The sequence below is a fragment of the Psychrobacter sp. KH172YL61 genome, from assembly GCF_007182895.1.
GTDB lineage: Bacteria > Pseudomonadota > Gammaproteobacteria > Pseudomonadales > Moraxellaceae > Psychrobacter > Psychrobacter pacificensis.
On the sequence record NZ_AP019516.1, the window covers coordinates 2483802 to 2505276 of the forward strand.

General features: G+C 43.9%; 18 protein-coding genes, 1 tRNA gene and 6 pseudogenes. 16 read left to right on the plus strand and 9 right to left on the minus strand.

Annotated features, from left to right (window positions below; all coding sequences use genetic code 11):
- Positions 1 to 31: 31 nt before the first annotated feature.
- From mreD to PKHYL_RS13265, 3 genes and pseudogenes are all read right to left on the minus strand, one after another.
- A complete protein-coding gene (gene mreD, locus PKHYL_RS13255; RefSeq protein ID WP_071003141.1) occupies positions 32 to 517 on the minus strand; it encodes a rod shape-determining protein MreD in 486 nt (161 codons plus the stop codon).
- A gap of 132 nt (positions 518 to 649) precedes the next feature.
- Positions 650 to 1505, minus strand: a pseudogene (gene mreC, locus PKHYL_RS13260) (rod shape-determining protein MreC).
- Positions 1506 to 1736: 231 nt separating this feature from the next.
- Positions 1737 to 2773, minus strand: a pseudogene (locus PKHYL_RS13265) (rod shape-determining protein).
- Positions 2774 to 3391: 618 nt separating this feature from the next.
- On the opposite strand from PKHYL_RS13265, the gene gatC reads away from it, so the two are divergent.
- The 11 genes and pseudogenes from gatC to PKHYL_RS13325 all read left to right on the plus strand — a co-directional run bounded on the left by gatC (position 3392) and on the right by PKHYL_RS13325 (position 11354).
- Positions 3392 to 3706, plus strand: a complete 315-nt coding sequence (gene gatC, locus PKHYL_RS13270; RefSeq protein WP_071003135.1) for an Asp-tRNA(Asn)/Glu-tRNA(Gln) amidotransferase subunit GatC — start codon at positions 3392 to 3394, stop codon at positions 3704 to 3706.
- An 81-nt stretch (positions 3707 to 3787) separates the two neighbouring features.
- Positions 3788 to 5271 (plus strand): annotated as a pseudogene (gene gatA, locus PKHYL_RS13275) (Asp-tRNA(Asn)/Glu-tRNA(Gln) amidotransferase subunit GatA); the annotation flags it as partial.
- A gap of 12 nt (positions 5272 to 5283) precedes the next feature.
- Positions 5284 to 6813: pseudogene (gene gatB / locus PKHYL_RS13280) on the plus strand (Asp-tRNA(Asn)/Glu-tRNA(Gln) amidotransferase subunit GatB).
- Between the two features lie 114 nt (positions 6814 to 6927).
- Positions 6928 to 7004, plus strand: a tRNA-Pro gene (locus tag PKHYL_RS13290).
- Positions 7005 to 7167: 163 nt separating this feature from the next.
- Positions 7168 to 8409 (plus strand): tyrosine-type recombinase/integrase, encoded by a 1242-nt coding sequence (locus PKHYL_RS13295; RefSeq protein WP_071003131.1) that lies wholly within the window; start codon positions 7168 to 7170, stop codon positions 8407 to 8409.
- 59 nt (positions 8410 to 8468) lie between these two features.
- Positions 8469 to 8750 (plus strand): type II toxin-antitoxin system HicA family toxin, encoded by a 282-nt coding sequence (locus tag PKHYL_RS13300; RefSeq protein ID WP_240365371.1) that lies wholly within the window; start codon positions 8469 to 8471, stop codon positions 8748 to 8750.
- A 19-nt stretch (positions 8751 to 8769) separates the two neighbouring features.
- A complete protein-coding gene (locus tag PKHYL_RS13305) occupies positions 8770 to 9117 on the plus strand; it encodes a type II toxin-antitoxin system HicB family antitoxin (protein ID WP_071003129.1) in 348 nt (115 codons plus the stop codon).
- Between the two features lie 108 nt (positions 9118 to 9225).
- On the plus strand, positions 9226 to 9846 hold the full coding sequence (locus PKHYL_RS13310; protein WP_071003128.1) for a hypothetical protein: 621 nt from the start codon (positions 9226 to 9228) through the stop codon (positions 9844 to 9846).
- A 5-nt stretch (positions 9847 to 9851) separates the two neighbouring features.
- Complete coding sequence (locus PKHYL_RS13315) at positions 9852 to 10271, plus strand: transposase family protein (protein ID WP_240365372.1); 420 nt, start codon at positions 9852 to 9854, stop codon at positions 10269 to 10271.
- On the plus strand, positions 10231 to 10683 hold the full coding sequence (locus PKHYL_RS13320; protein ID WP_240365373.1) for a transposase family protein: 453 nt from the start codon (positions 10231 to 10233) through the stop codon (positions 10681 to 10683). The genes PKHYL_RS13315 and PKHYL_RS13320 overlap by 41 nt, the downstream gene beginning before the upstream one ends.
- Positions 10680 to 11354 (plus strand): hypothetical protein, encoded by a 675-nt coding sequence (locus PKHYL_RS13325; RefSeq protein WP_240365374.1) that lies wholly within the window; start codon positions 10680 to 10682, stop codon positions 11352 to 11354. Before PKHYL_RS13320 ends, PKHYL_RS13325 begins: the two co-directional genes overlap by 4 nt.
- Before the next feature lie 411 nt (positions 11355 to 11765).
- Here PKHYL_RS13325 and PKHYL_RS13330 read toward each other — a convergent pair whose 3' ends face one another.
- Both PKHYL_RS13330 and PKHYL_RS13335 read right to left on the minus strand, forming a co-directional pair.
- Positions 11766 to 12206, minus strand: coding sequence for a hypothetical protein (locus tag PKHYL_RS13330; RefSeq protein ID WP_071003125.1), 441 nt, complete (start codon positions 12204 to 12206; stop codon positions 11766 to 11768).
- Positions 12207 to 12294: 88 nt separating this feature from the next.
- A complete protein-coding gene (locus PKHYL_RS13335) occupies positions 12295 to 12576 on the minus strand; it encodes a DUF503 domain-containing protein (protein ID WP_071003121.1) in 282 nt (93 codons plus the stop codon).
- Between the two features lie 118 nt (positions 12577 to 12694).
- Between PKHYL_RS13335 and PKHYL_RS13340 the strand changes: the two genes are divergently transcribed.
- The 4 genes and pseudogenes from PKHYL_RS13340 (at position 12695) to PKHYL_RS13355 (ending at position 15815) form a co-directional block, all read left to right on the plus strand.
- Positions 12695 to 13483 (plus strand): threonine/serine ThrE exporter family protein, encoded by a 789-nt coding sequence (locus PKHYL_RS13340; protein ID WP_025645975.1) that lies wholly within the window; start codon positions 12695 to 12697, stop codon positions 13481 to 13483.
- Positions 13484 to 13931 (plus strand): annotated as a pseudogene (locus PKHYL_RS18235) (threonine/serine exporter family protein).
- 177 nt (positions 13932 to 14108) lie between these two features.
- A pseudogene (gorA, locus tag PKHYL_RS13350) lies at positions 14109 to 15465 on the plus strand (glutathione-disulfide reductase).
- Between the two features lie 134 nt (positions 15466 to 15599).
- The gene (locus tag PKHYL_RS13355) at positions 15600 to 15815 is read left to right on the plus strand and encodes a hypothetical protein (protein WP_071003117.1); all 216 of its coding nucleotides are present in this window, start codon (positions 15600 to 15602) and stop codon (positions 15813 to 15815) included.
- 9 nt (positions 15816 to 15824) lie between these two features.
- Here the strand turns inward: PKHYL_RS13355 and PKHYL_RS13360 are convergent, their stop codons facing one another.
- The 3 genes from PKHYL_RS13360 to PKHYL_RS13370 form a co-directional block, all read right to left on the minus strand.
- Positions 15825 to 16436 carry a GNAT family N-acetyltransferase gene (locus tag PKHYL_RS13360; protein WP_071003115.1) on the minus strand — a complete coding sequence of 204 codons (612 nt, stop codon included), beginning with the start codon at positions 16434 to 16436 and terminating at the stop codon, positions 15825 to 15827.
- An 85-nt stretch (positions 16437 to 16521) separates the two neighbouring features.
- The gene (locus PKHYL_RS13365; RefSeq protein WP_240365375.1) at positions 16522 to 17472 is read right to left on the minus strand and encodes an NAD(P)/FAD-dependent oxidoreductase; all 951 of its coding nucleotides are present in this window, start codon (positions 17470 to 17472) and stop codon (positions 16522 to 16524) included.
- Positions 17414 to 18172: an FAD-dependent oxidoreductase gene (locus tag PKHYL_RS13370; RefSeq protein ID WP_240365376.1), complete on the minus strand. Its 759-nt coding sequence runs from the start codon at positions 18170 to 18172 to the stop codon at positions 17414 to 17416. Before PKHYL_RS13370 ends, PKHYL_RS13365 begins: the two co-directional genes overlap by 59 nt.
- 242 nt (positions 18173 to 18414) lie before the next feature.
- Here PKHYL_RS13370 and truD point away from each other — a divergent pair, with 242 nt between their 5' ends.
- Positions 18415 to 19710, plus strand: coding sequence for a tRNA pseudouridine(13) synthase TruD (gene truD / locus PKHYL_RS13375; protein WP_083328937.1), 1296 nt, complete (start codon positions 18415 to 18417; stop codon positions 19708 to 19710).
- 28 nt (positions 19711 to 19738) lie between these two features.
- Here truD and PKHYL_RS13380 read toward each other — a convergent pair whose 3' ends face one another.
- The gene (locus PKHYL_RS13380; RefSeq protein WP_240365377.1) at positions 19739 to 21154 is read right to left on the minus strand and encodes a GGDEF domain-containing protein; all 1416 of its coding nucleotides are present in this window, start codon (positions 21152 to 21154) and stop codon (positions 19739 to 19741) included.
- Between the last annotated feature and the right edge of the window lie 321 nt (positions 21155 to 21475).

Below are 21475 nucleotides of genomic sequence, written 5' to 3' on the forward strand. Positions count from 1 at the left end.
AGATATTTTGCATATAAGTTAATAAATACCATTAACGCGCAAACTTGCGTAGAGCCAGTAAGACAAGTGGCCAGCTGATGATACTCATCATAAGCGACAAAGCAGATTTTGCGATAAAGGTATTTTGGATAAACATCTGCAGCATCCATAAATTTAGCTGAAAAACAATTAATCCTAAACTGGCTATCAACCATGCGCTGATGGTATTTAGTTGTCTAACATAGATACTAGTAATTTTGATCACTAGTGCCACCACGACAGCGGCAAAGGCTTGCTGTCCTAGATGGGTGTCCATCAGCAAATCTGTAATAAGCCCAATAGTAAATGCGGTAAAGATACCCACATAGCGCGGCTGGAACAGTAGCCAATATATCAGCACCATAATCATAATCATGGGCCGTAATGTTGCCATACTTGGGCTTAACGGATAGACATTGAGCGATGAAGCAATGATAAAGCTTAGAACAATGACCACAATCAACAGTGCCGTTGAATTCTCAGAATCAGGATACGACATGAGTATTTACCTTCGATTGTGTAGCGACCGCTGTTATAGGATGCATTGGGTAATAATGAGATAGTACGATAGGCAAAATTTTGATAAAAAAGGCAGCTGGCATTATTGGTTAAAACGTTATGACATCAGAATTCATTGACTACTGCTCTTACTCTTAGTGAGTATCTTGTCTTGTAATATCAAGACATAAGCGTTGTCAATAAAGTTTGCAGAAGGCGTGACCTCAATGATTCTAAAGTTATCCGCTTGCCCATCTTTGATGTGAGCAATACGGCCAACACGATAGCCCGCTGGAATTCGCCCACCCAAACCAGATGATACCAACTCATCACCCACGCGCACGTCTGAAGTCTTAAAAACATAGTTTAGGCTCAGTGCAGATGGGATACCTTGGCCTGTCACAATAGCCCGCTGACCAGTACGTTTGACAGTGACAGCCACTGACTGCTGGTCATCTGTAATCAATAACAAACGGCTCGTATTAGGATAGACGTTAATGATCTGTCCTAAAATACCATCTTCATCGATAACCGTTTGTCCGACTTGTACACCATCTTGCTTGCCTTTATTGAGCACAACAATCTGTCTGAGTAAGTTGGTATCTGTACCAATGACTTGAGCTAAGTTGAGATCAAACTGCTCAGGCTTCGTGGTGGATAAAATCCCCCTGCAAGCGTGCGTTTTGCGCCAAGATATAATCTTGTTGCTGCAGTTTGGCATGTGCATGAATGAGTTGCGATTTTAGCTGCATGTTTTCGCGGCGCAGCGCTTCTTTTGACTGCAAACTACCACTCGCCCAATGCTTGGCATAGCTCGGTAATAAAGACATCTCATAAATAGGCTGCATGGCAGCATGACTGGTACTACGTACTGGATTGAACCATTCCGAATTTTTGCTATCAAACCACATCAGAATTAAGGCTGCTATCAATACAATGGCAGTCTTACGAAGTGATAACGCTTGGCGCGCAAAGATACTTGTAGTCATAAGTCGTCTGATTTAAGAATTCTAAAATGAGCAATAGCACTTATTTAGAGCATAAATGTTTATCGGTGATATTGGGTTCTAGCATGGATTAATGCAATTAAAGGCAGCGCAGTCGGCTACCTTTAATGTTATTTACTTATCATCGCATCGGCTACATCAATGATTGATGCATAAACCATGAGGCATTATAGGTATCCTAACAAGGAAATCATGCTCATGAGCAAAAGCTGTTTAGACAAAAATCATATTCAAGCTTTTGTTATTGATGAAATCAAGGGCGATACCACCACCACGGCTAACGCAGGTTAATGGGTCTTCTGCTACCGTCACTGGTAAGCCCGTCTCTTGTGAGATAAGCTTATCTAAATCGCGTAGCAATGCGCCACCACCCGTCAATACGATACCGCGCTCTGCGATGTCTGATGACAACTCTGGCGGTGTCTGCTCAAGAGCGACTTTGACTGCACTGACAATACCGCTTAGTGGGTCAGTCAATGCTTTTTGTACTTCTTCTGAATTGACGATAAAGGTTTTTGGTACGCCTTCTGCCATACTACGACCACGAACCTCTACTTCTAGCTGGCTATTTTCATTCAATGCAGAGCCAACTTCTTTTTTGATGCGCTCAGCGGTCGTCTCACCGATCACACAACCATGCGTACGGCGCACATGTGTAATAATCGCCTCATCAAACATATCGCCACCGATACGGATAGACTCAGCATAGACGCAGCCAGATAGCGCGATAACAGCAATCTCAGTGGTGCCACCACCGATATCGACGACCATAGAACCACTGGCTTCATGAACAGGCATGCCAGCACCGATAGCCGCAGCCATTGGCTCCTCTAGCAATAATACTTTGCTCGCGCCTGCTGATGATACTGCCTCACGAATCGCCTTACGCTCAACCAAGGTGGACTTACATGGTACACAAACCACCACGTTAGGCTGTGCCATAAAACGCTTGGCTTTTACCTTAGTGATGAAGTGTTTTAGCATTTTTGCGTCACTTCAAAATCAGCAATCACACCGTCTTTTAGCGGGCGAATCGCTGTGATATTGGCAGGCGTACGACCCAGCATTTGCTTGGCATCGATACCCACAGCAGCGACGGTCGGGTTTTGAGTACGATTGCTTCGTAATGCGACCACCGTAGGCTCGTCAAGTACGACGCCTTTATTAGGAATAAAAATAAGGGTGTTCGCAGTACCGAGGTCGATAGCGATATTATTTGATAAAAATCCAAACAGGTTCATGACTAATATATCCAGCGTCTTACGAATGAGGCGAATGAGATTGACTGAGGTGTTACTCGTCAGTGTTGAGCAGGTCGTCGTTAGACATTAACGGGAGCGAAAGTAAATCATCGCAACCAGTCAAACCTAAGCAATAATGATGAAATGAAAAACTGAGCTAAATTATACCGATTTAGCTCCAAAAAAAACATAGGTATTTGCATCAGTAAGCAAGGATTTTTGTCTGAGACGCTAAAAGTTGTTACAAAGTTTGAAATAGTAGTGACTATCATTCAACTCAATGAAACTGCTTTTAATGTGATAACTAACAAGGTTCTACAGGCACATAATTGTTTTGCTTAGTAGTAGGTGCATACTGTAACGTATTTTAGAACCTAATTGGGAAGCAATTGAAAATCAATCATGAATTATGCGGTCAGTTTTGCAAGTATTTGCGTATTGCTATGCCGGCACTCTGCCCTGATTGATACGGATGTTGATTGATATTGTGCATCAATCAAGCCTCATACTCTGTAAACTTGGGTCAGATGCTTTATAATAAGCCAACTTTATAGCCAATTACATTTGAGCGCTTATATATTTGCCTTATCCCTACTCTAACAAAAACTGTCCTTAACTGGAGAAACTATGTCTCAGCAATCAGCAACGTCTGACAACACTGTCAGCCGTGAAGAAATCCTAGAAGTTGCCAACCTTGCACGCTTGGGTGTCGATGAAAGCACGGCCGATAGCTATGCCGCCGATATCAGTAAAGTATTAAAATTGATGCATACCTTATCTAACGTTGATACAACAGACATCAAACCACTAGCCAATATCCATGAGGCTTGCCAAGAGTTACGTGCTGACGTAGCCAAACACGATATCAATCGCGAGCGCAATCAGTCAGTCGCGCCTGCCGTTGAAGATGGCTTATACCTTGTACCTCAGGTGATTGAATAATAGTGGCTGAATAATACAACCACGCATTTGCCATTATCCTATTTTATTTTATGCTATTCACATTTTGACGGAAGACACCTTATGTCTGAACTTCATTTATTAAGTACCGAGCAGCTAATTACTGGCTTGCAAGACAAACAATTTAGCAGCGCAGAATTAACCGAGCATTACATCAAGCGTATCGATGCGCTAGATGGCAAAATCAATAGTTTTATCACGCATACTTCTGAGACAGCACGTGCACAAGCAAAAGCCGCTGACGAGATGCGTGCACAAGGCGATCAGCGTCCACTACTTGGCGTACCGATGGCGCACAAAGATATCTTTTGTACCCAAGGCGTATTAACGACTTGTGGCTCTAAGATGCTGCATAACTTTGTCTCACCATATGACGCGACTATCGTCTCTAACATCGACAAAGCTGGCATGATTAGCTTAGGTAAGCTCAATATGGATGAGTTTGCGATGGGCTCAGACAACAGTAGCTCATACTACGGCACCGTACACAATCCTTGGAACCTAGAGCGCGTCCCTGGTGGCTCATCAGGTGGTAGTGCCGCTGCCGTTGCCGCAGGTTTTGTCCCTGTTGCTACCGGTAGTGACACGGGTGGCTCTATTCGTCAGCCAGCTTCATTCTGTGGCCTAACCGGTATCAAACCGACTTATGGCCGTGTGTCACGCTTTGGTATGATTGCCTATGCCTCAAGCTTGGATCAAGCTGGTAGCATGGGACGCAGCGCTAAAGATTGTGCTTATTTGCTACAGCCAATGATTGGGCACGATCCGCGCGATGCCACTTCTATCAAATACGACATACCTAACTACGTACAAGACATCAATGATGCAGAGGCTGCGGCTGGTGATAAGCCATTTGACGGTTTGCGTATTGGTGTGGCTAAAGAATATTTCAGTACAGGGCTTAATAGCGAAGTCGAACAAGCAGCACGTGCCGCTTTAAAGAAATACGAAGAGCTGGGCGCAACGATTGTAGAAGTAAACATCACTGACCCTGAGATCACGCTCGCCACCTATTATATGCTAGCACCTGCCGAAGCGTCTTCGAACCTATCACGCTTCGATGGCGTACGTTTTGGCTATCGCTGTGAAAACCCAACGGATCTGATCGATCTATACACGCGCTCACGTTCTGAAGGCTTTGGCCCTGAAGTACAGCGCCGTATTTTGACGGGGACTTATGCGCTATCTGCTGGCTACTTCGATGCTTACTATACTAAAGCACAAAAATCCGCCGCTTAATTGTCAAAGACTTTGATGATGCTTTTGCCAATTGTGACGTCATCGCCAGTCCCACCGCGCCGACCGCAGCTTATAAGCTGGCAGAAGACCTCGACCCTGCGACCATGTACTTAGGTGATGTCTATACCATCGCGGTCAACCTAGCGGGTCTACCTGCGCTCAGTCAGCCAGTAGGTTTGACGACAGAAGGCCTACCTATTGGCTTGCAATTAATCGGTAAGCACTGGCAAGAGAGTCAATTGCTTACGACTGCGCATTTGTTCCAGCAGCATACCGACCATCATCTACAACACTCTACCATCGCAAAGGGAGACGGTATAATGAGTACAGCTACTACTGATAACAGTGCCGTCCGCGAGCACGCCGTGCGTAAAGAGCTACTTGTCGATGGCTATGAAGTGGTCATCGGTATCGAGATTCACTGCCAGTTGAATACAGAAAGTAAAATATTCTCAAGTGCGCCAACTGACTTCGGTCATGAGCCAAACAGCCAAGCAAGTATCGTTGACTTAGGCTTACCTGGTGTATTGCCAGTATTAAATGCTGGCGTGGTCGATCGCGCGCTAAAATTTGGTATCGGTGTCAATGCTGAGCTGGGTCTGTTTAATACATTTGATCGTAAAAACTACTTCTACCCTGACTTGCCTAAAGGCTATCAAATCACTCAGATGGCCAATCCTATCGTAGGTGAAGGATACATCGATGTTGTGGTCAACGAAGGCGAGAAAAACGAATATCCAAAACGTATGGGTATTACCCGCGCCCATCTAGAAGAAGATGCGGGTAAATCTGTCCATGATGCCGTCGATGGTATGACGGGTGTGGATTTGAACCGTGCGGGCACGCCACTAATCGAAATCGTCTCTGAGCCAGACATGCGCTCTGCTCACGAAGCGCTTGCCTACATCAAAGCCATCCATCAGCTAGTCACTTGGCTAGGTATTTCAGACGCAGTAATGGCTGAAGGCTCATTCCGCTGTGACTGCAACGTCTCTGTACGCAAGCCAGGCGCTGAGCTTGGTACACGTACTGAGCTTAAAAACCTAAACTCGTTCCGCTTTATCGAACGTGCTATCAATCGTGAAATCGAGCGTCAAATCGACATCCTAGAAGATGGCGGCAAAGTCGTACAAGCAACCATGCTATATGATCCAGAGCGTGACGAAACGCGTACCATGCGTACCAAAGAAGACGCCAACGACTATCGCTACTTCCCTGATCCTGACTTGCTACCTGTCCGAATTGAGCAGCATACCGTTGACGCGATCAAAGCAGCCATGCCAGAGCTACCCGTCGCTCGCCGTGCACGCTTTGAAGAAGCGCTTGGTCTGTCAGAATATGATGCTCGTATCTTGACTGGTAGTCGTCAGATTGCTGATTACTTTGAAGCTGTGGTCGCAGAAGTTGGGCAAGCAGATGCCAAAATGGCTGGCAACTGGGTCATGGGCGACTTACTCGGCGCACTGAACAAAGACGATAAAGACATCACCCACTCCCCCTATCAGCGCCAAGCAGTTGGCTGGTATGCTTAAGCGTATCAAAGATGACACGCTATCTGGCAAATTGGCTAAGAAAGTCTTTAGTGCGCTATACGAGCGCGAAGGCGGCGACGGCGATGACGCCGCAGACAAAATCATCAAAGACAAAGGCCTCAAGCAAGAGACTGACACGGGCGCTATCAAAGCCATGGTCGAAGACGTCATTGCAAAAAAATGAAGCGATGGTCGAAGAATATCGCGGCGGTAAAGAAAAAAGCCTTTAACGGTTTGGTCGGTCAAGTCATGAAAGCCAGTCGCGGTAGTGCGAACCCGCAGCAAGTGAACCAAATTCTAAAAGAATTGTTAGGTTAACACGAGCAGCGTAGCAATTAGACTGACTATGCTAGGCAGAATGGTATTGTAGATTTTGACTAATATAAATAGCCCTTGCAATATACATAATTTTGCGTAAAATAGTCAGTCATTCGGGGCGTAGCGCAGTCTGGTAGCGCACCACACTGGGGGTGTGGTGGTCGCAGGTTCAAATCCTGCCGTTCCGACCAAACACAATATTAGGGCATACCGTCATAGACCGTATGCCCTTTATTTTGGGCGTTTTTTGGGTTTTCACTGTCTTATAGGTGTATGGCGTTCCATATAGAATGTTGGTATTATTGTTGGTATTGAGCAGTACCAACATGGACAATACCAACAAAGGATAAACCCATGCCCCTAACCCATACCAGTATCAACAAGCTATCACCTAGCCCCACCTCGATTGATACAAAACGACCTGATAAACACAGTGACGGTAACGGGCTGCAATTATGGGTTCGTTATACGGGTGTGAAGTCATGGATCAGCGCGTACCGCTGGCAAGGTAAGCAACAAACCCTCACTATTGGTACTTACCCAGTCATGAGCCTACAAGATGCACGCAAGCGCAATATTGAGATCAAAAGACTCATAGCTGATGGTATCAACCCAAAAGACGATAAGAAAAAGACACAAGCCGACAATGACGGATCAAGGGCGTTCGATACCATAGCCCAGCGTTGGCATGATGACCGCAAAGCACACATAGCCCCTACCACCTATAGCCGTGATTACTCACAGTACCAGCGCGATATTAAGCCCGTCATTGGTCACATGAACATAGAGGACATAACCGCGCCTGATGTTTTGGCTATCGGTAAAGCTATCGAAGCGAGGGGCGCTAGTGACATGGCAAGGCGTGCAATGCGTCAAACAGGGCAGATATTCAAACAAGCCATACGTGAGGGCTTAACCAACCTCAACCCAGCCACCGACCTAACCGAAGCATTAAAACCGCATAAGGTGAAGCACCACAGCCGTGTGACCAGCCAGCAATTACCAAAGCTACTACAAGATATTAACGCCTACGAGGGTGACCTACTGGTGAAGCTAGGCTTGTGGTTTATGTGCTATACGTTTGTACGTACTCAAGAATTGCGTCTTATGGAGTGGTCAGAAATAGACTACCAAGCCAAAATATGGCGCATACCAGCCGACAAGATGAAAATGGATAGACCACACCTAGTACCACTAGCACCGCAAGTCATGACGATACTGGAGCAGATCAAGGCGCTAGGTTTTTCGGATCAGTACGTTTTCTTTAATCCATCAACCCGTAAGCCATACAGTACAAACGCTTTTATCACTGCCCTATGGCGCATGGGTTATAAAGGACGTATGACGGGGCACGGCTTCCGTGGACTTGCCAGCACTACCCTACATGAACAGGAATACATGCACGAAGCAATAGAGCTACAGCTAGCACATGAAAAAGAAAACAAGATCAGCAAGGCATACAACGGAGCACAGCACCTACCGTACAGAATAGACATGATGAACCAGTGGGCAAACTTCATTGATGATGCCTATGCTGGCAAACTAGATAATGTGATCCGTGCAGACTTTAAAGGACAGAAACAAAAGCTAGGCTAAATAACCGTTGTTAGTATCACTATATGATACTATAATGACCGTAGAGCTAAGGACATAACATGCAGCGCAAGCACCTAAAAACACTTAATATCATCTTTACTAAGCCTATATCAGCAAATATAAAGTGGGCAGACATTGAAGCCTTATTTATAGCATTAGGTGCAGAGGTCAACGAACGGGCAGGATCAAGAATAGCTGTAGTGTTAGATGGTGAGGTACAAGTTTATCACCGACCACACCCCCAACCGACAACAGATAAGGGCGCAGTCGCTAGCGTTCGTAAATGGCTAGATAGTTTAGGGTATAGCCCTATTGATGAAGCCAAAGACACCGCCCCGTAACTAATAATGAGGAATAATCATGCAAAACATTATGATGATTAATGACCATAAAGCACTTATTCAATATGACCCTGAACTAGGGTTATTCCGTGGAGAATTTGTAGGGCTAAATGGTGGGGCAGACTTTTATGGTGACAGCATTGCCGATTTAGAAAATGAGGGTAAGCAGTCATTGCAAACCTTTTTGGACGTTTGCCAAGAACAAGGCATTGAGCCTTACAAATCCTTTTCAGGTAAGTTTGTAACCCGTGTGCCAAGTGAGCTACACGAGCAAGTAACAACTATTGCCACCAGCCACGGTATGAGCCTTAACCAATGGGTCACTAATACACTTGCCAATGCCATCAAAACCGAAGGCATGGCATAACGACTATGCAAGGCTAGGACTAATTACCCGAACGACAGCTATTTACACACCCTTATGCTGTCACTGCCTTGCACCTACTTTAATTTAAGGGGTGTAGGGGTGTGAAATATGGACACAAGCACGGCTATCAGCGTTTACGAGCATTTTTTATATATTGATGAAAGTCTTCAGCTTTCAGTTAATGACTATCCCGATATAGCTACAATATGGCGTAGCGCAGACGATCAAACTGAGTTTACATACTATGACTTTGTGTTTAGAGACCATCTAAATATTAGAACAATTTTAGCTGAAAGCAATATTACTAATCTTGATGCTCACTATATATTAAAAAAGTTTATTGAAACGTTGATTAATTCTAAAAGTGAACGATCAAAAAGTAGGCTCTCAAAACCTTTCACTTACGATGATTATTTATTTCTTGCAGATGAAGAAGAAGATATAGACGGTCATTCTTCATACTTAATTGATATTATTATTAATATTATCGAAGAACCTCAATATTTATTTGAGTTCATAGCTGAGTTTGGCACTTTTAATATTACTCCAAAGTATGCGCCATACCCCTATAAGCATATAGAAAATCATGGAAAGATACCTTATGTACTCGCCGCATATATAAGCCATTTACCATTTAAGATATGGTCGCATAAAATTGATTACGACATTAGACCTCTTGCAAAAGTAGCAGAGGGAATTAAAATAAGAAGAACATTCATCGTTGTCTAAGAACCATGCCAAACATAGATAAGCTACTCAAACAAAGTGACGCTGGTTTTAAACGCTACACTGGCATTCATAAAGCCACCTTTTATGACATGCTTGAGGCCATGCAAGAGCATGAAGCATCTAAGACCAAATCAGGCAGACCAAGTGTGCTCAGTCTTAAGGAGCAGATACTACTAGCCCTGACTTATTGGCGTGAATACCGCACGCTTTATCATATCAGTATGGACTTTGGTATTCATGAGTCTTCTGCTAGCCGTATCATTCGTAAAGTAGAAGACACACTGATTGACTCTGGCAAGTTTGAATTGCCTAAAAAGCTGCCTAGTCGTGTCGATGAGGACATCAATTGGAGCGTCGTCATTGTCGATGCCACCGAAACCCCAATTGAGCGTCCAAAAAAACCAAAGAGACTACTACAGCGGTAAGAAAAAACAACACACCTTAAAAGCGCAGGTTATCGTTCATTGGCAAACCGGTTTGATACTTGATGTGCAAACCTGTAAAGGGTCAATCCACGATTTTAAGCTGTATAAAGATACTTGTCCTGATTGGTTACCTGAGAACACTAACTATCTAGCAGACAGTGGTTATCAAGGGTTAGCAAAGCTACATAACCAAACTTTCACACCATTTAAGAAACCTCGTGGTGGTCAGTTATTGGAGATATGCAAACAGGCCAATCACTATCTGGCAAAGTTCCGTATTGTGGTTGAGCACAAAATAGGCTTAATCAAGTTGTTTAAAATCGTGGCTCATAAATATCGCAACCGTCGTCAGCGCTATGATCTTAGAATGAAGCTGTTTGCTGGTATCATTAATTCCGAGCTTAAATTATGACTTTTGCAAGAGGTCTAATAAGTAGAAACGAAAATATAACTATATTTCATATTGATAACAGTAAGCAGGTTTTTTCATCTATTGACAGATTTCAAGGATATGACAAAAGCAGTACTTCCCCTGTAGAAAACATTGTTATTACTTTCAATGTGCTTCTGGGTCTTTCTAATGTTGAGAAACCTCAGCCTTATAAAATTTTAATAAATATAACTTCTAAAATTGCTGCTAAACATAAAGCCAAATCGAATAATTCCACAAGGTTGTTATATCGATTATTTAAAGGACAAATCATAACTATTCAAATTGAGCATATAGATTCTATAGTTGCTAAAAACATGCTACTTACAGTAGATAGTTGGATATCCGAGATTGAGCTCAATAAGAAAAATAAATTTATAGTGCTGCTACAAAGTAAATCACACTGGTTTCCAATATTTACAAGCATAGCGATGTTTCTTATATCGGCTTACACTTGCTATTATCTAATTGAAGTAATCAATTTAGATTTCACTGTTAATGTGAACAACCTGAAATACTTGGTATCAACCATTGGTATTATTGGTATGTTCTATTTTTCAGGAGGAATTCTGGGGAAATTTTTAGAAAATTCGATTGATAGAATAGATGAATTAAGTTATATACATTTAAACAATGGTGATAAAAAATTCTAGCTAAAGCTAAGTCTAAACTAAATTGGAACTACGCTAAATCTATAGCTTGGTTTGCAATACTTACTCTTCAAGCTATTTTCGCATCTACTATTGCGACTTGGATTTTATCTTAGAATCACTCTTAACAAGATTTTTCCCTAAATCCTTATATTACGATATTATCTTATAGGTTGGTTAGCTCGCAGATTAGGTTAACCAGAGAAACCCAACTGTCTCATATTCATCAAAACCATCTCGTTGGGTCTCATCCTTCGACACCAACCTACAATCTAAATACGAAATCACCTACAATCCGTAGGTTGGCGTGGAGCTTGCGACCCCCAACATCATAACTTAAGATAAATCATCAACCCTAACTTGCAGACCGATATTCAATATCGAAGACACTACTAGCAAGGATTGCACTAAATTTTAATCATTTTTCGTTTCTGTTTTTAAATAGTAATGTCCATTAATCATTATTAGTACATTGCCCAATACCATGACAGCATGACTGCCTACCCACAGCCAATATCCTAGAGCATATCTTGTAGTCATACTGCTATGTCCCGCCTCAGTAACAACTACCTCATCAAACATTAAGAATGACACTGCAATTAAAGTAGATAATAAGCTCAATAAAAAAGATGTTTTACGATACTTAATAAGTAACCATGCCAGAATTAATAACGGATTAGCAAACCAAGTAAGTGTTTCATTACCCCCAATGAACATCCCAAATATGCCAAAAATAAAAGCCATCATTGAATGCATGCAACCTTCGGCGGTACAGTATGCTTCTTGAGTTAACGCCAAAAGCATAAGACCAATAGATACACCTAGAGTGATTTTTATCAAAGTTAGAACTTTCATTAAATATTCCGTTAAACACCCTAAGAAAAATCAGACCACACTTAAGCTATAACTTACGATAATAGAAAATATAATAAAATCGCTTTGATTAAATAAACTCTCTCTCAACATTCATCACCCGCGCATCTACCGTCCGTTCTATCTTTTCCTCAATCTGACTACATTGCGACTCCACCTCACGTTTAGACAGCCCAACGATCACAAACGTCCATTCGCTGGCGTTATGCTGATCACGCGCGCCGCTCTCACAGACCGCAACGCTTGGCGTATTGCCAAAACGCGCGTGCAGGCCGCCCATACGTTGGCGCTTTTCTTTGAGTGAGCTACAGCCAGGTAGCGCAAAAGTCAGCGTTAAGATAGCGATATGCATTTTATTCTCCCTTGTGACAGTGGTTTACGCTTTATAATAGTAGCAAATAAGCAAGGCAAGTTATGCTATCTTTACCTCTATCCATATCGATATCGCAGCCAATATGCATATTCCTCCAATGACTTCTATCAGCTACGTACAGCAGCAACGCATCACTCGATTATGCGTGCGCTGCGGCTTACTCCTTATGCAGTATGGCGCTGAGTCTGCCGTGGTAGTGGACTTATCGAAGCGTTTGGGGTTTGCATTGGGAATGAGTAGCGTCGAGTGTTCGCTAAATTTCAATGCGATCACTTTGACGACTATCTGTAATGAGCGCTGTATCACCACCACCCGAGACACCATCAACCAAAGCATCAATGTCAATTTATTGGTGCAAATCCAGCAAATCGTCAATAAAACCGAAGCCACTATCAATAATAATGATTTGATTGACCGCACAACCCTTGCGTTTGATGAGTTGGATAAAACCGTGTATCCGACATGGCTAGTCAGTATATTTGTCGGCGCTTCTTGTGCGGCGTTTGCTTATTTGAATGGCGGCAGCTGGTCGATTACGGCGGTGACCTTCATCGCGGGTATGGTAGCGATGTTTACCCGTATTTATCTATCCAAGCACCACTTTAACCCTTTTATCACCGTCATTGCTACCGCTTTTATCGCCTCCTTGATCGGGGCGACGACCTATTACTTTGATATTGGCAATAACGCCGATATCGCCGTTGCCTCTAGCGTGCTGCTGCTGATTCCAAGCTTTCCGCTGATCAACTCCTTATCCGATATCTTAAAGGGCTATGTCAATATCGGCGTTGGGCGGGCGGTGTTTACTTATATGCTCACTTTGTCCGCCTGTGTGGGCATCGTGATGGCGCTGGTGTTACTACGCATACAGCACTGGGGGTTTTAGATGTGGTTTATTGAGACCGTTGTGCTGTCTTGCATCATTACCCTTGGCTGGACGCTGATGTTTAGCGTGCCCAAACGCTATATTTTGCCGTGTTTGCTGATGACCGCTCTGGGATTCGGACTTAAAACAGCGCTTGTCTATCAGCATATACATCTGGTGGTGGCCAGCTTTTTGGCGCGATGCTCGCCAGCTTTTTGGGGGTGTATTTTTCTAAAAATACACCCTACCTAAAGCGTTAATCTCCCCAAGTGTCATCTGTATGATGCCAGGTATCGCCGCTTATAAGGCAATGGTCAGTATGGTGCAGATTGGTTACTTTGGCTTTTCAGACGAGTTATTTAGCCAAATGATGGTGTATTTATTCGAAGCCTTGTTTGTGACCTCAGGATTGGTACTGGGCTTGTCCATTCCTGGGCTGTTATTTTATAGACGGCGTGCCATAGTCTAGGCAGGTTTAAGTGGGTTTAAATGAGATTATTATGTGTTAGGCTATTTTTGTTTAAATACTTTTATAAACTGATGCTAGCTGGCACACCCTTATGATAAAAAACTTGTAAGATGGATTATCCATACCCATTACAATAGAGTTCAAAACTGTACCGAAACTTAATGAAGAGACATAACAATGACAAAGCATTATGATTATATTTCCATTGGCGGCGGTAGCGGCGGTATTGCCTCCATTAACCGTGCAGCAAGCTATGGCAAAAGTGCGCGATTATCGAAGCGGAGCAATTAGGCGGCACTTGCGTCAATTGGGGCTGCGTACCCAAAAAGGTGATGTGGTACGGCGCGCAAGTCGCTGAGGCGATTGAGAAGTACGCGCCAGACTACGGATTCGAGGTTGAGTTAAAGAATTTCGATTTTCAAAAACTCATTCAAAGCCGTCAGCAGTACATCGAGAATATTCATCGCGCTTATGACAATAACTTAGCCAAAAATGGCGTGGAAGTGATTAAAGGCTTTGCTAAATTCATCGATACCAATACGGTTGAGGGTCAATGGCGAGCAAATCACTGCTGACCATATTTTGATTGCGACGGGCGGTCATCCTATCAAGCCTAATATCAAAGGCGCAGAGCACGGCATCGATTCTGATGGTTTTTTTAAATTGACTCATTTGCCCAAACGCGTCGCTATCGCAGGCGCAGGCTATATTGCTGTTGAAATCGCAGGCGTGCTGAACAGCTTAGGCGCTGAGGTGCATCTATACGTGCGTCAGCATTCGCCGCTACGCTCGTTTGATCACACTATCGTTGAGACCTTGCTCATAGAGATGGAGCAAGACGGTATTCATCTGCATACCAACACCACCCTTACCGAAGTCAATAAAAACGAAGATGGCTGTTTAGAGCTATGTACTAAAGATGGCACGCTTGATACGGTCGATTGCTTGATTTGGGCAATTGGGCGCGCGCCGTCTACTGACAACATCAACCTACAAGTAACAGGCGTAGAAACCACCGAGTTTGGCAAAATCAAAGTCGATAAATTCCAAAATACCAATGTCGATGGTATTTACGCGGTCGGTGATATTATCGAAAACAGCATTGATCTGACACCAGTTGCCATCGCCGCTGGTAGGCGTCTGTCTGAGCGCTTGTTTAACAACAAGACCGATGAGCATTTGATTTATGATTTGATACCAACGGTTATATTTACTCATCCCGCTATCGGTACTATTGGTTTATCTGAGATTGACGCGGGTGAAGCTACATGGCAAAGACAACATTAAGTGCTACACCTCGACCTTTACCTCGATGTATAGCGCGGTGACGCAGCATCGCCAAAAATGCGTGATGAAGCTGGTGTGCTTAGGTGAGGAAGAAAAAATCATCGGCTTACATGGCATCGGTTACGGTGTCGATGAGATGCTGCAAGGGTTTGCCGTAGCAGTGAAGATGGGCGCGACCAAAGCAGACTTTGATAATACCGTTGCTATTCATCCAACCGGTGCAGAAGAGTTTGTGACGATGCGTTAGACAGACTGAATCAGAAGAAAGGCTATTTTTAACAAATGGCCTTTTTTATTGTCTATTTTGCTTTAGTGTAAAACCACATACAGACAGCACAATCCCGATACTGCTATGATGCGTTTAATAATGACCGTTGCGAGATGACTGTGTGGCAGATTTACCTTTTTATATTACCCGTGGGCTTAGGCATCATGACCTTGGCAGGAAGTTTGCTATTTTTATTCGCTTTTCTCATGTCTGATGATAATGCCACGCGCGTGCCCGCTTTTAACTGGTTCAAGCGCTTAATTATCGTGGCATTTATCTTGCTCAGCATTGGGCTGTTTATGACTTTTGGTCACTTTTGGGGCGCATAAAGTCCGCTATTATGCGTTAACGATTTTCTCAAGCTCCAATAGCACTAAGTCATCGCGCTTAGGCTCGCCATTATTGCCATCATTTGGGAACGGTATTTTATTACCATTTAACTGATAGCCACGGCGCTGATAGTAAGCCAAAAGCTCAGGGCGGTGGCTCAAGATTGACATGGTTAAGCGTGCAGGCTGTTTATCAGTGCCATTTTCAGTTGATAACAGATGTCGTGTGGCAAACGTCTCTGCCGCTTGTAATATCTCATTGCCAACGCCCTGCCCTTGCAGTTCAGGATGCACGGCAAACATACCGATATAGGCTTTTTTGTTTGAGTTGGCATCAGTTTTTATATCGACAGCGATACAACCAAGTATTTCACCTGTCTCTTTTGCATCACGCTCACCTGTCGTGGTTTTTGGATAGACAAACAGATAGTGTGCGGGATTATTAATCGTACTCGCCAGCTCCTCTGGCGTGATACGGATACCGCCGACTAAGTCAGCCTCATTGGTCCAGCCCGCTGTCTCTCGATAGCAGCAGTTCAATAACCGCTCAAGTGCGTCAATATCACTCGCGTCAGCCTGACGTAAAAATACGGCATCTTTGCTCAAATTACTTTTATTCATATTATAGTGTTCCTTTTTTATTTATAAAAAAACTGGCCTAGTTTCCTAAGCCAGCTTAAATACTAATACTTATCTGTCTATAGTACTAGCGCGATAATGCATGCGCCTGATCAACCATATCAAACCCTGCGTTAAGCTGTGCGCGCGTTGGTGCATGACCTCGGCGTAATAGTTCAGAGAAAGCAACCAGCTCTTTATCACGTCCAAGCGTACTTGCCGCACTCGCACGTGTATCCGCGCCTTCGTCATCAAAATAATATTCGATATAGTCGAGCGTATCTGGTGTTCCAAATAGGATATTGTGATCGGGCGTTGGCGCATGACCGCTATAGCGTAGGCTTTTGCCATATTGCATGGTCCAAAAGAAGGGAATGCGCGCCTCTAGCGAATCGACATTGTCATCGTTTAGGATTGCAGCGGCTGTGACCATGCCATGCTGCAACGCCACGCGCCAATGTTCGATACGCATACGACCCATTTGGTTAGTAGGTTTAGCAATATCACCGAGCGCATAGATACCATCGCGCAGTTGTAGATGAGCGTCAACTTGCACACCATCTGGATCATTGACCTCATGCAATATCTCTGTACGTGGTGACACACCTGTACCTAAGACTACAATATCAGCATCAATATGCTCGCCATTCGCCAACGTCACACCGCCTACATTTGAGAAAGCCTGATTATTGCTATCTCCATCCTTGTCCACTTGACGCTCAATCTTAGTGATTTCACTGACGGTTGCATCGAACACAAAGTTAATACCCTTCTCTTCATGTAGCTTAATTAAGGCGTTACTCACCGTTTCTGAGACGATATTGCTCATCACACGGCTGCCTTGTCCAATCACGGTAATAGAAGCAGTCGTGCCTGCTTGTGCCAATGCCGAAGCGGTCTCCATACCGATAAAACCTGTACCAATAATTACCACGCGCTGGTCATGACTAGCCGCTTTGATCAATTTGGCATCTGCCATGCTACGCAAGGTATAGACGCCGTCTATATCTGCTCCTTTGATAGGCGGAGTGATCGGCAACGCCCCCTGTTGCCACCACTAAGAAGTCCGCTGTTTGCCGCGTGCTGTCGCCGTTTTCATTTTTTATGACAATGGTCGCCTCATTGGGCAATACTTCGCTGACCGTTTGATTCAGGTGCAGATCAATATCGTTGCTACTCGCCCAATCTGATTCGCCCAATAATAGCTTATCTTCATCCATGCTCCCTGCCAAAAATGCTTTCGATAATAATGGACGGTTATAAGGAGCTTTGTCATCTTTGCTAATCATGGTGATTTTGCCGCCATAGCCACCTTGGCGCAACTGATGCGCGGTCATAAACCCAGCACCGCCGCCACCTACGATAATGGTGTGAGTGTCCGTCAATTTGTCGTTTTCTATCGGCTTGTTTATCGTGGCTGAGGTATCAACCATCACATTGTCACCGTCATTGATAAGCTCATACTGCTTCAAACCTTCTGTCGCTATCGGCTCTAGAAGCGACCCATCGCGGCTATCAAAACTTGCATGGTGCCAAGGACAAACCACTCGATGACCACACCGTAACCCATCGCCCAAATCTGCACCAGCATGCGGGCATTTACCATCGAATGCATGGAACTCATCATCATCACGAGTGATTAAAATGATACTATCGTCGTCTTGCTTGTACGATTTCATACCGCCATTTGGAATATCCGATTTTGTTATCGTGACTGTGTTGATCATCGCCTTGGTCATAATGCTTCCTTAACAGTTATAATGATTTCCTGATGATAGCGTGTTGAAAATAGCCCTAACCATTCAGAGCGACTCAACCTACCTTATTATTTTTGATGTTTTATGCATTGATAGTAGCAAGCGCGCAGCATATACGATGTTTTTTTGTATGCTTGCTGCGTTGCAAAACGTAATTGCGCCGTTTTTATCAGCGTCTTTGCTATCTCCATTTATTATAAATAAACACAATAAAAGACTATTTTATGACTCCTCAAAACACCTCTAACGATATTGAAAACAACTCTGCTCCTCAGTCCGTCTTAGATAGCGACTCAGATAGTGACTCAGATAGCGATACAAATAATCAGGCTGCCGACAGTTTTGATCTCAGTGTTATTGATATTGGCGCTGTCACTGACACCGCAAACTTGCCGCAGCCAAAGCCTCAACCGATAAAGCGAGCCACTTATAAAGCGGATGCTACCGACTTTGTGGTCAACGAAATACTCCCGCTGGAGTTGACAGGTGATGGTGAGCATCTATGGCTGCATATTAAAAAACTAGGCATGAACACCGCGTATCTGGCAAAACTGTTGTCAGAGTGGGCAGACATACCGCTACGTGATGTCGGTTACTCAGGACTGAAGGATCGTCATGCGGTGACGACCCAGTGGTTTAGCCTGCGTATACCCAAAAAGCAGTTGCCGCCTACAGAGTTTGCGCCGATAGATATTGGCGAGCATGAATCTGTCGTTATTCTGGCTCAGCACTGGCATAATAAAAAACTCAATCGCGGTACCCACCGTGCCAATCAATTTATCATTACCTTGCGTGATATTAAGTTTACGAATGATGATGAAAACACTGAATCAACTGAGCAATCGTTATCTACTCAGCAGACGGCTAAGCAACGCGTCGAGGAGCATTTAGCACGCATCGATGAAACAGGTGTGCCTAACTACTTTGGCCCACAGCGTTTTGGTCGTCAGGGTAATAATGTTAGAGAAGCGTTGGCGCTATTTGCCCGTCCAGCGCGCGAGCCAAAGCCGCAACCCAAAAAGAGCAAACGCAAACGTGCGCCGCGCGAGCAAAATACGATGGAGCTATCGGCAGCCCGTAGCTTGATATTCAATGAGATATTGGCAGCGCGAGTTCGTAATGGCAGCTGGGACGCTGGCCTAGCAGGGGAAGTATTTAATCTGGATGGTTCGGGGTCGATATTTACCAGTGAGGAGATAGACGATACGTTACGCGCTCGTATGAGTAGCGGCGATATTCATCCAACTGCCGTATTGTGGGGTACAGGTAACGATAAAGTCAGTGGCAGTGCAGCCGCGTTAGAAAACGAAGTTGTACAACACAGCCCATTACTCATGCAGCTAGCAACGGGATTGGAGCAGCGTGATATCAAAGCACAAAGACGCCCGTTAAGACTGCCTATTGAGCAATTAAGCTGGGAGTGGCGGGATGAGCAGATATTGGTATTGAGCTTTACGTTGACCACTGGTAGCTTTGCCACTAGCGTGCTAGCAAGTTTGGTGCAGCAGATGGATTCATGATTGAGTTATTGATAGCGCAGAGGGGCAGCTAGCGGTTTTTGTAGAGTGAATGGATACTACCATTTTTTTCAGCAAACATATGGTTGGCACTGACGACTTGATTGCGTCCACGGTGCTTGGCTTCATAAAGAGCCTTATCTGCTGCGCTAATCAAACGTTGGCAGATGTCGCTAGGCAGTTTTTGCATGAATGCCATTTGGCTCTCAGCGCGCTGAGTGGCAATCGGCTTGATAAGAGGTGATGCATTTGATTGAGACTGGGCTTTTTTTGCCAAAATAGATTTATAGTTTTTGGCAATGCAAGCTCTTTCTTGATGGGTCAAGGTATACAGCCCAAAACTCGCTGTCACGCTAAAATCAAACACATCACCGACATTGATGATATGCTCAGCAATACTAAGCCGTAATTGCTCCGCAATCACCATTGCACTATCGTGCGACGTATCTGGTAGCACAACCAGAAACTCCTCACCACCGTAACGGCTAATGATGGTTTCATCTGATAACGACTGCAATAGCGTCTGCGATATTTCGATCAACACTTGATCCCCCACATCGTGGCCATAGTTATCGTTGATGCGTTTAAACCAATCCAAATCAAAGAGCATCACGCTCAAATCCTGATTGTCTTGTACCGTTGACAACGCATACTTCATTTTCTTCAGGCCGTAGCGACGGTTTTTTAGCTTCGTGAGCTCATCTTGATTGGCATACTGCAAGGTTTCTTGCCTACTATCATCTAAAACCAATAGCAAAGCACGAAATATATAAACGATAAAAATCGCTTTCGGGAGTGCTAAATATAAATGGGTTGAGCGCCAAAAAAAAGCTGATGAACGCTGTATCTCAGTGATACTATCCCAACTTAATACATTATTTTCAAACGCTGAAGCAGCAACGGCATTTTCAACCGCCATAATCTCGTTGTAAGTCAAATAATTATGAATTTCTAGTAACGGGTGGATAACGGTCAACTGACGCAGATTGGGTAAAGTGATACCAAAATAAGGCGAGGTAATGGCCAATAACATAAGTATGATTTGTAGCCAAAACATGCGCCAAGCATAGCGGCGTTTGATGAGCATCATGCCAAGCATCGCACCGCCAACTAGCGATACTCCAGCAAACAAGCTGCTATAACCTATCACCACGATGACGGTAGCAATATAGAACGTATAAGTCAGCACTAATGCGATTTGCCATCTGTCTAAAATATCCCGCCTACTTCCAGAGTGCGGCAAATATTTGACCATACATAAGAAAAATAAACCCATTACGCTGATTCCCAGCCATAGCGGGTACAGATAGTGCATATTGACATAGGCATGGAGCGCATCTTGTAGCCACCAAACAAACAGACACCACAGCCAATGCAAGGATACTTCCATGACAATAAATAACGCCATCAATGACGTTCTATCAGCCGCTTGCCACTCAAAAATCATTTGAGAGAGCTTTTTGTATCCAAGATGAGAGACCGACACAGCCATAGATGGGCTACCGCAGAAAATATAAATGCACTGACTTTACAGGCATTGTGATCGAGTTAATCGAGTTAAAGGGCGTCATACCTTTTATAAACTTTTCTAGATATCCCTTTAAGTGTTACAAGTTCTGTCTGTATTATCAATCTGTTTTGTACATTTATTTATCAATCAGCAGTTTTTGAATATACAGTTTTGAGCGTCATGATATTCACATAAAAGACTCAGTCATCTTGGCGACGAAACACAAAAGTGACTAACCGCTAAAATGTCCATAAAACA

Coding starts and splice junctions, on each gene's coding strand:
- PKHYL_RS13330 (WP_071003125.1), bottom strand. CDS start 12,206: ATGAAAGTTCTAACTTTGATAAAAATCACTCTAGGTGTATCTATTGGT.
- mreD (WP_071003141.1), bottom strand. CDS start 517: ATGTCGTATCCTGATTCTGAGAATTCAACGGCACTGTTGATTGTGGTC.
- PKHYL_RS13355 (WP_071003117.1), top strand. CDS start 15,600: ATGACTGTGTGGCAGATTTACCTTTTTATATTACCCGTGGGCTTAGGC.
- PKHYL_RS13315 (WP_240365372.1), top strand. CDS start 9,852: ATGCCAAACATAGATAAGCTACTCAAACAAAGTGACGCTGGTTTTAAA.
- gatC (WP_071003135.1), top strand. CDS start 3,392: ATGTCTCAGCAATCAGCAACGTCTGACAACACTGTCAGCCGTGAAGAA.
- PKHYL_RS13310 (WP_071003128.1), top strand. CDS start 9,226: ATGGACACAAGCACGGCTATCAGCGTTTACGAGCATTTTTTATATATT.
- PKHYL_RS13380 (WP_240365377.1), bottom strand. CDS start 21,154: ATGATTTTTGAGTGGCAAGCGGCTGATAGAACGTCATTGATGGCGTTA.
- truD (WP_083328937.1), top strand. CDS start 18,415: ATGACTCCTCAAAACACCTCTAACGATATTGAAAACAACTCTGCTCCT.
- PKHYL_RS13305 (WP_071003129.1), top strand. CDS start 8,770: ATGCAAAACATTATGATGATTAATGACCATAAAGCACTTATTCAATAT.
- PKHYL_RS13295 (WP_071003131.1), top strand. CDS start 7,168: ATGCCCCTAACCCATACCAGTATCAACAAGCTATCACCTAGCCCCACC.
- PKHYL_RS13325 (WP_240365374.1), top strand. CDS start 10,680: ATGACTTTTGCAAGAGGTCTAATAAGTAGAAACGAAAATATAACTATA.
- PKHYL_RS13340 (WP_025645975.1), top strand. CDS start 12,695: ATGACTTCTATCAGCTACGTACAGCAGCAACGCATCACTCGATTATGC.
- PKHYL_RS13360 (WP_071003115.1), bottom strand. CDS start 16,436: ATGAATAAAAGTAATTTGAGCAAAGATGCCGTATTTTTACGTCAGGCT.
- PKHYL_RS13370 (WP_240365376.1), bottom strand. CDS start 18,172: ATGACCAAGGCGATGATCAACACAGTCACGATAACAAAATCGGATATT.
- PKHYL_RS13335 (WP_071003121.1), bottom strand. CDS start 12,576: ATGCATATCGCTATCTTAACGCTGACTTTTGCGCTACCTGGCTGTAGC.
- PKHYL_RS13300 (WP_240365371.1), top strand. CDS start 8,469: ATGCAGCGCAAGCACCTAAAAACACTTAATATCATCTTTACTAAGCCT.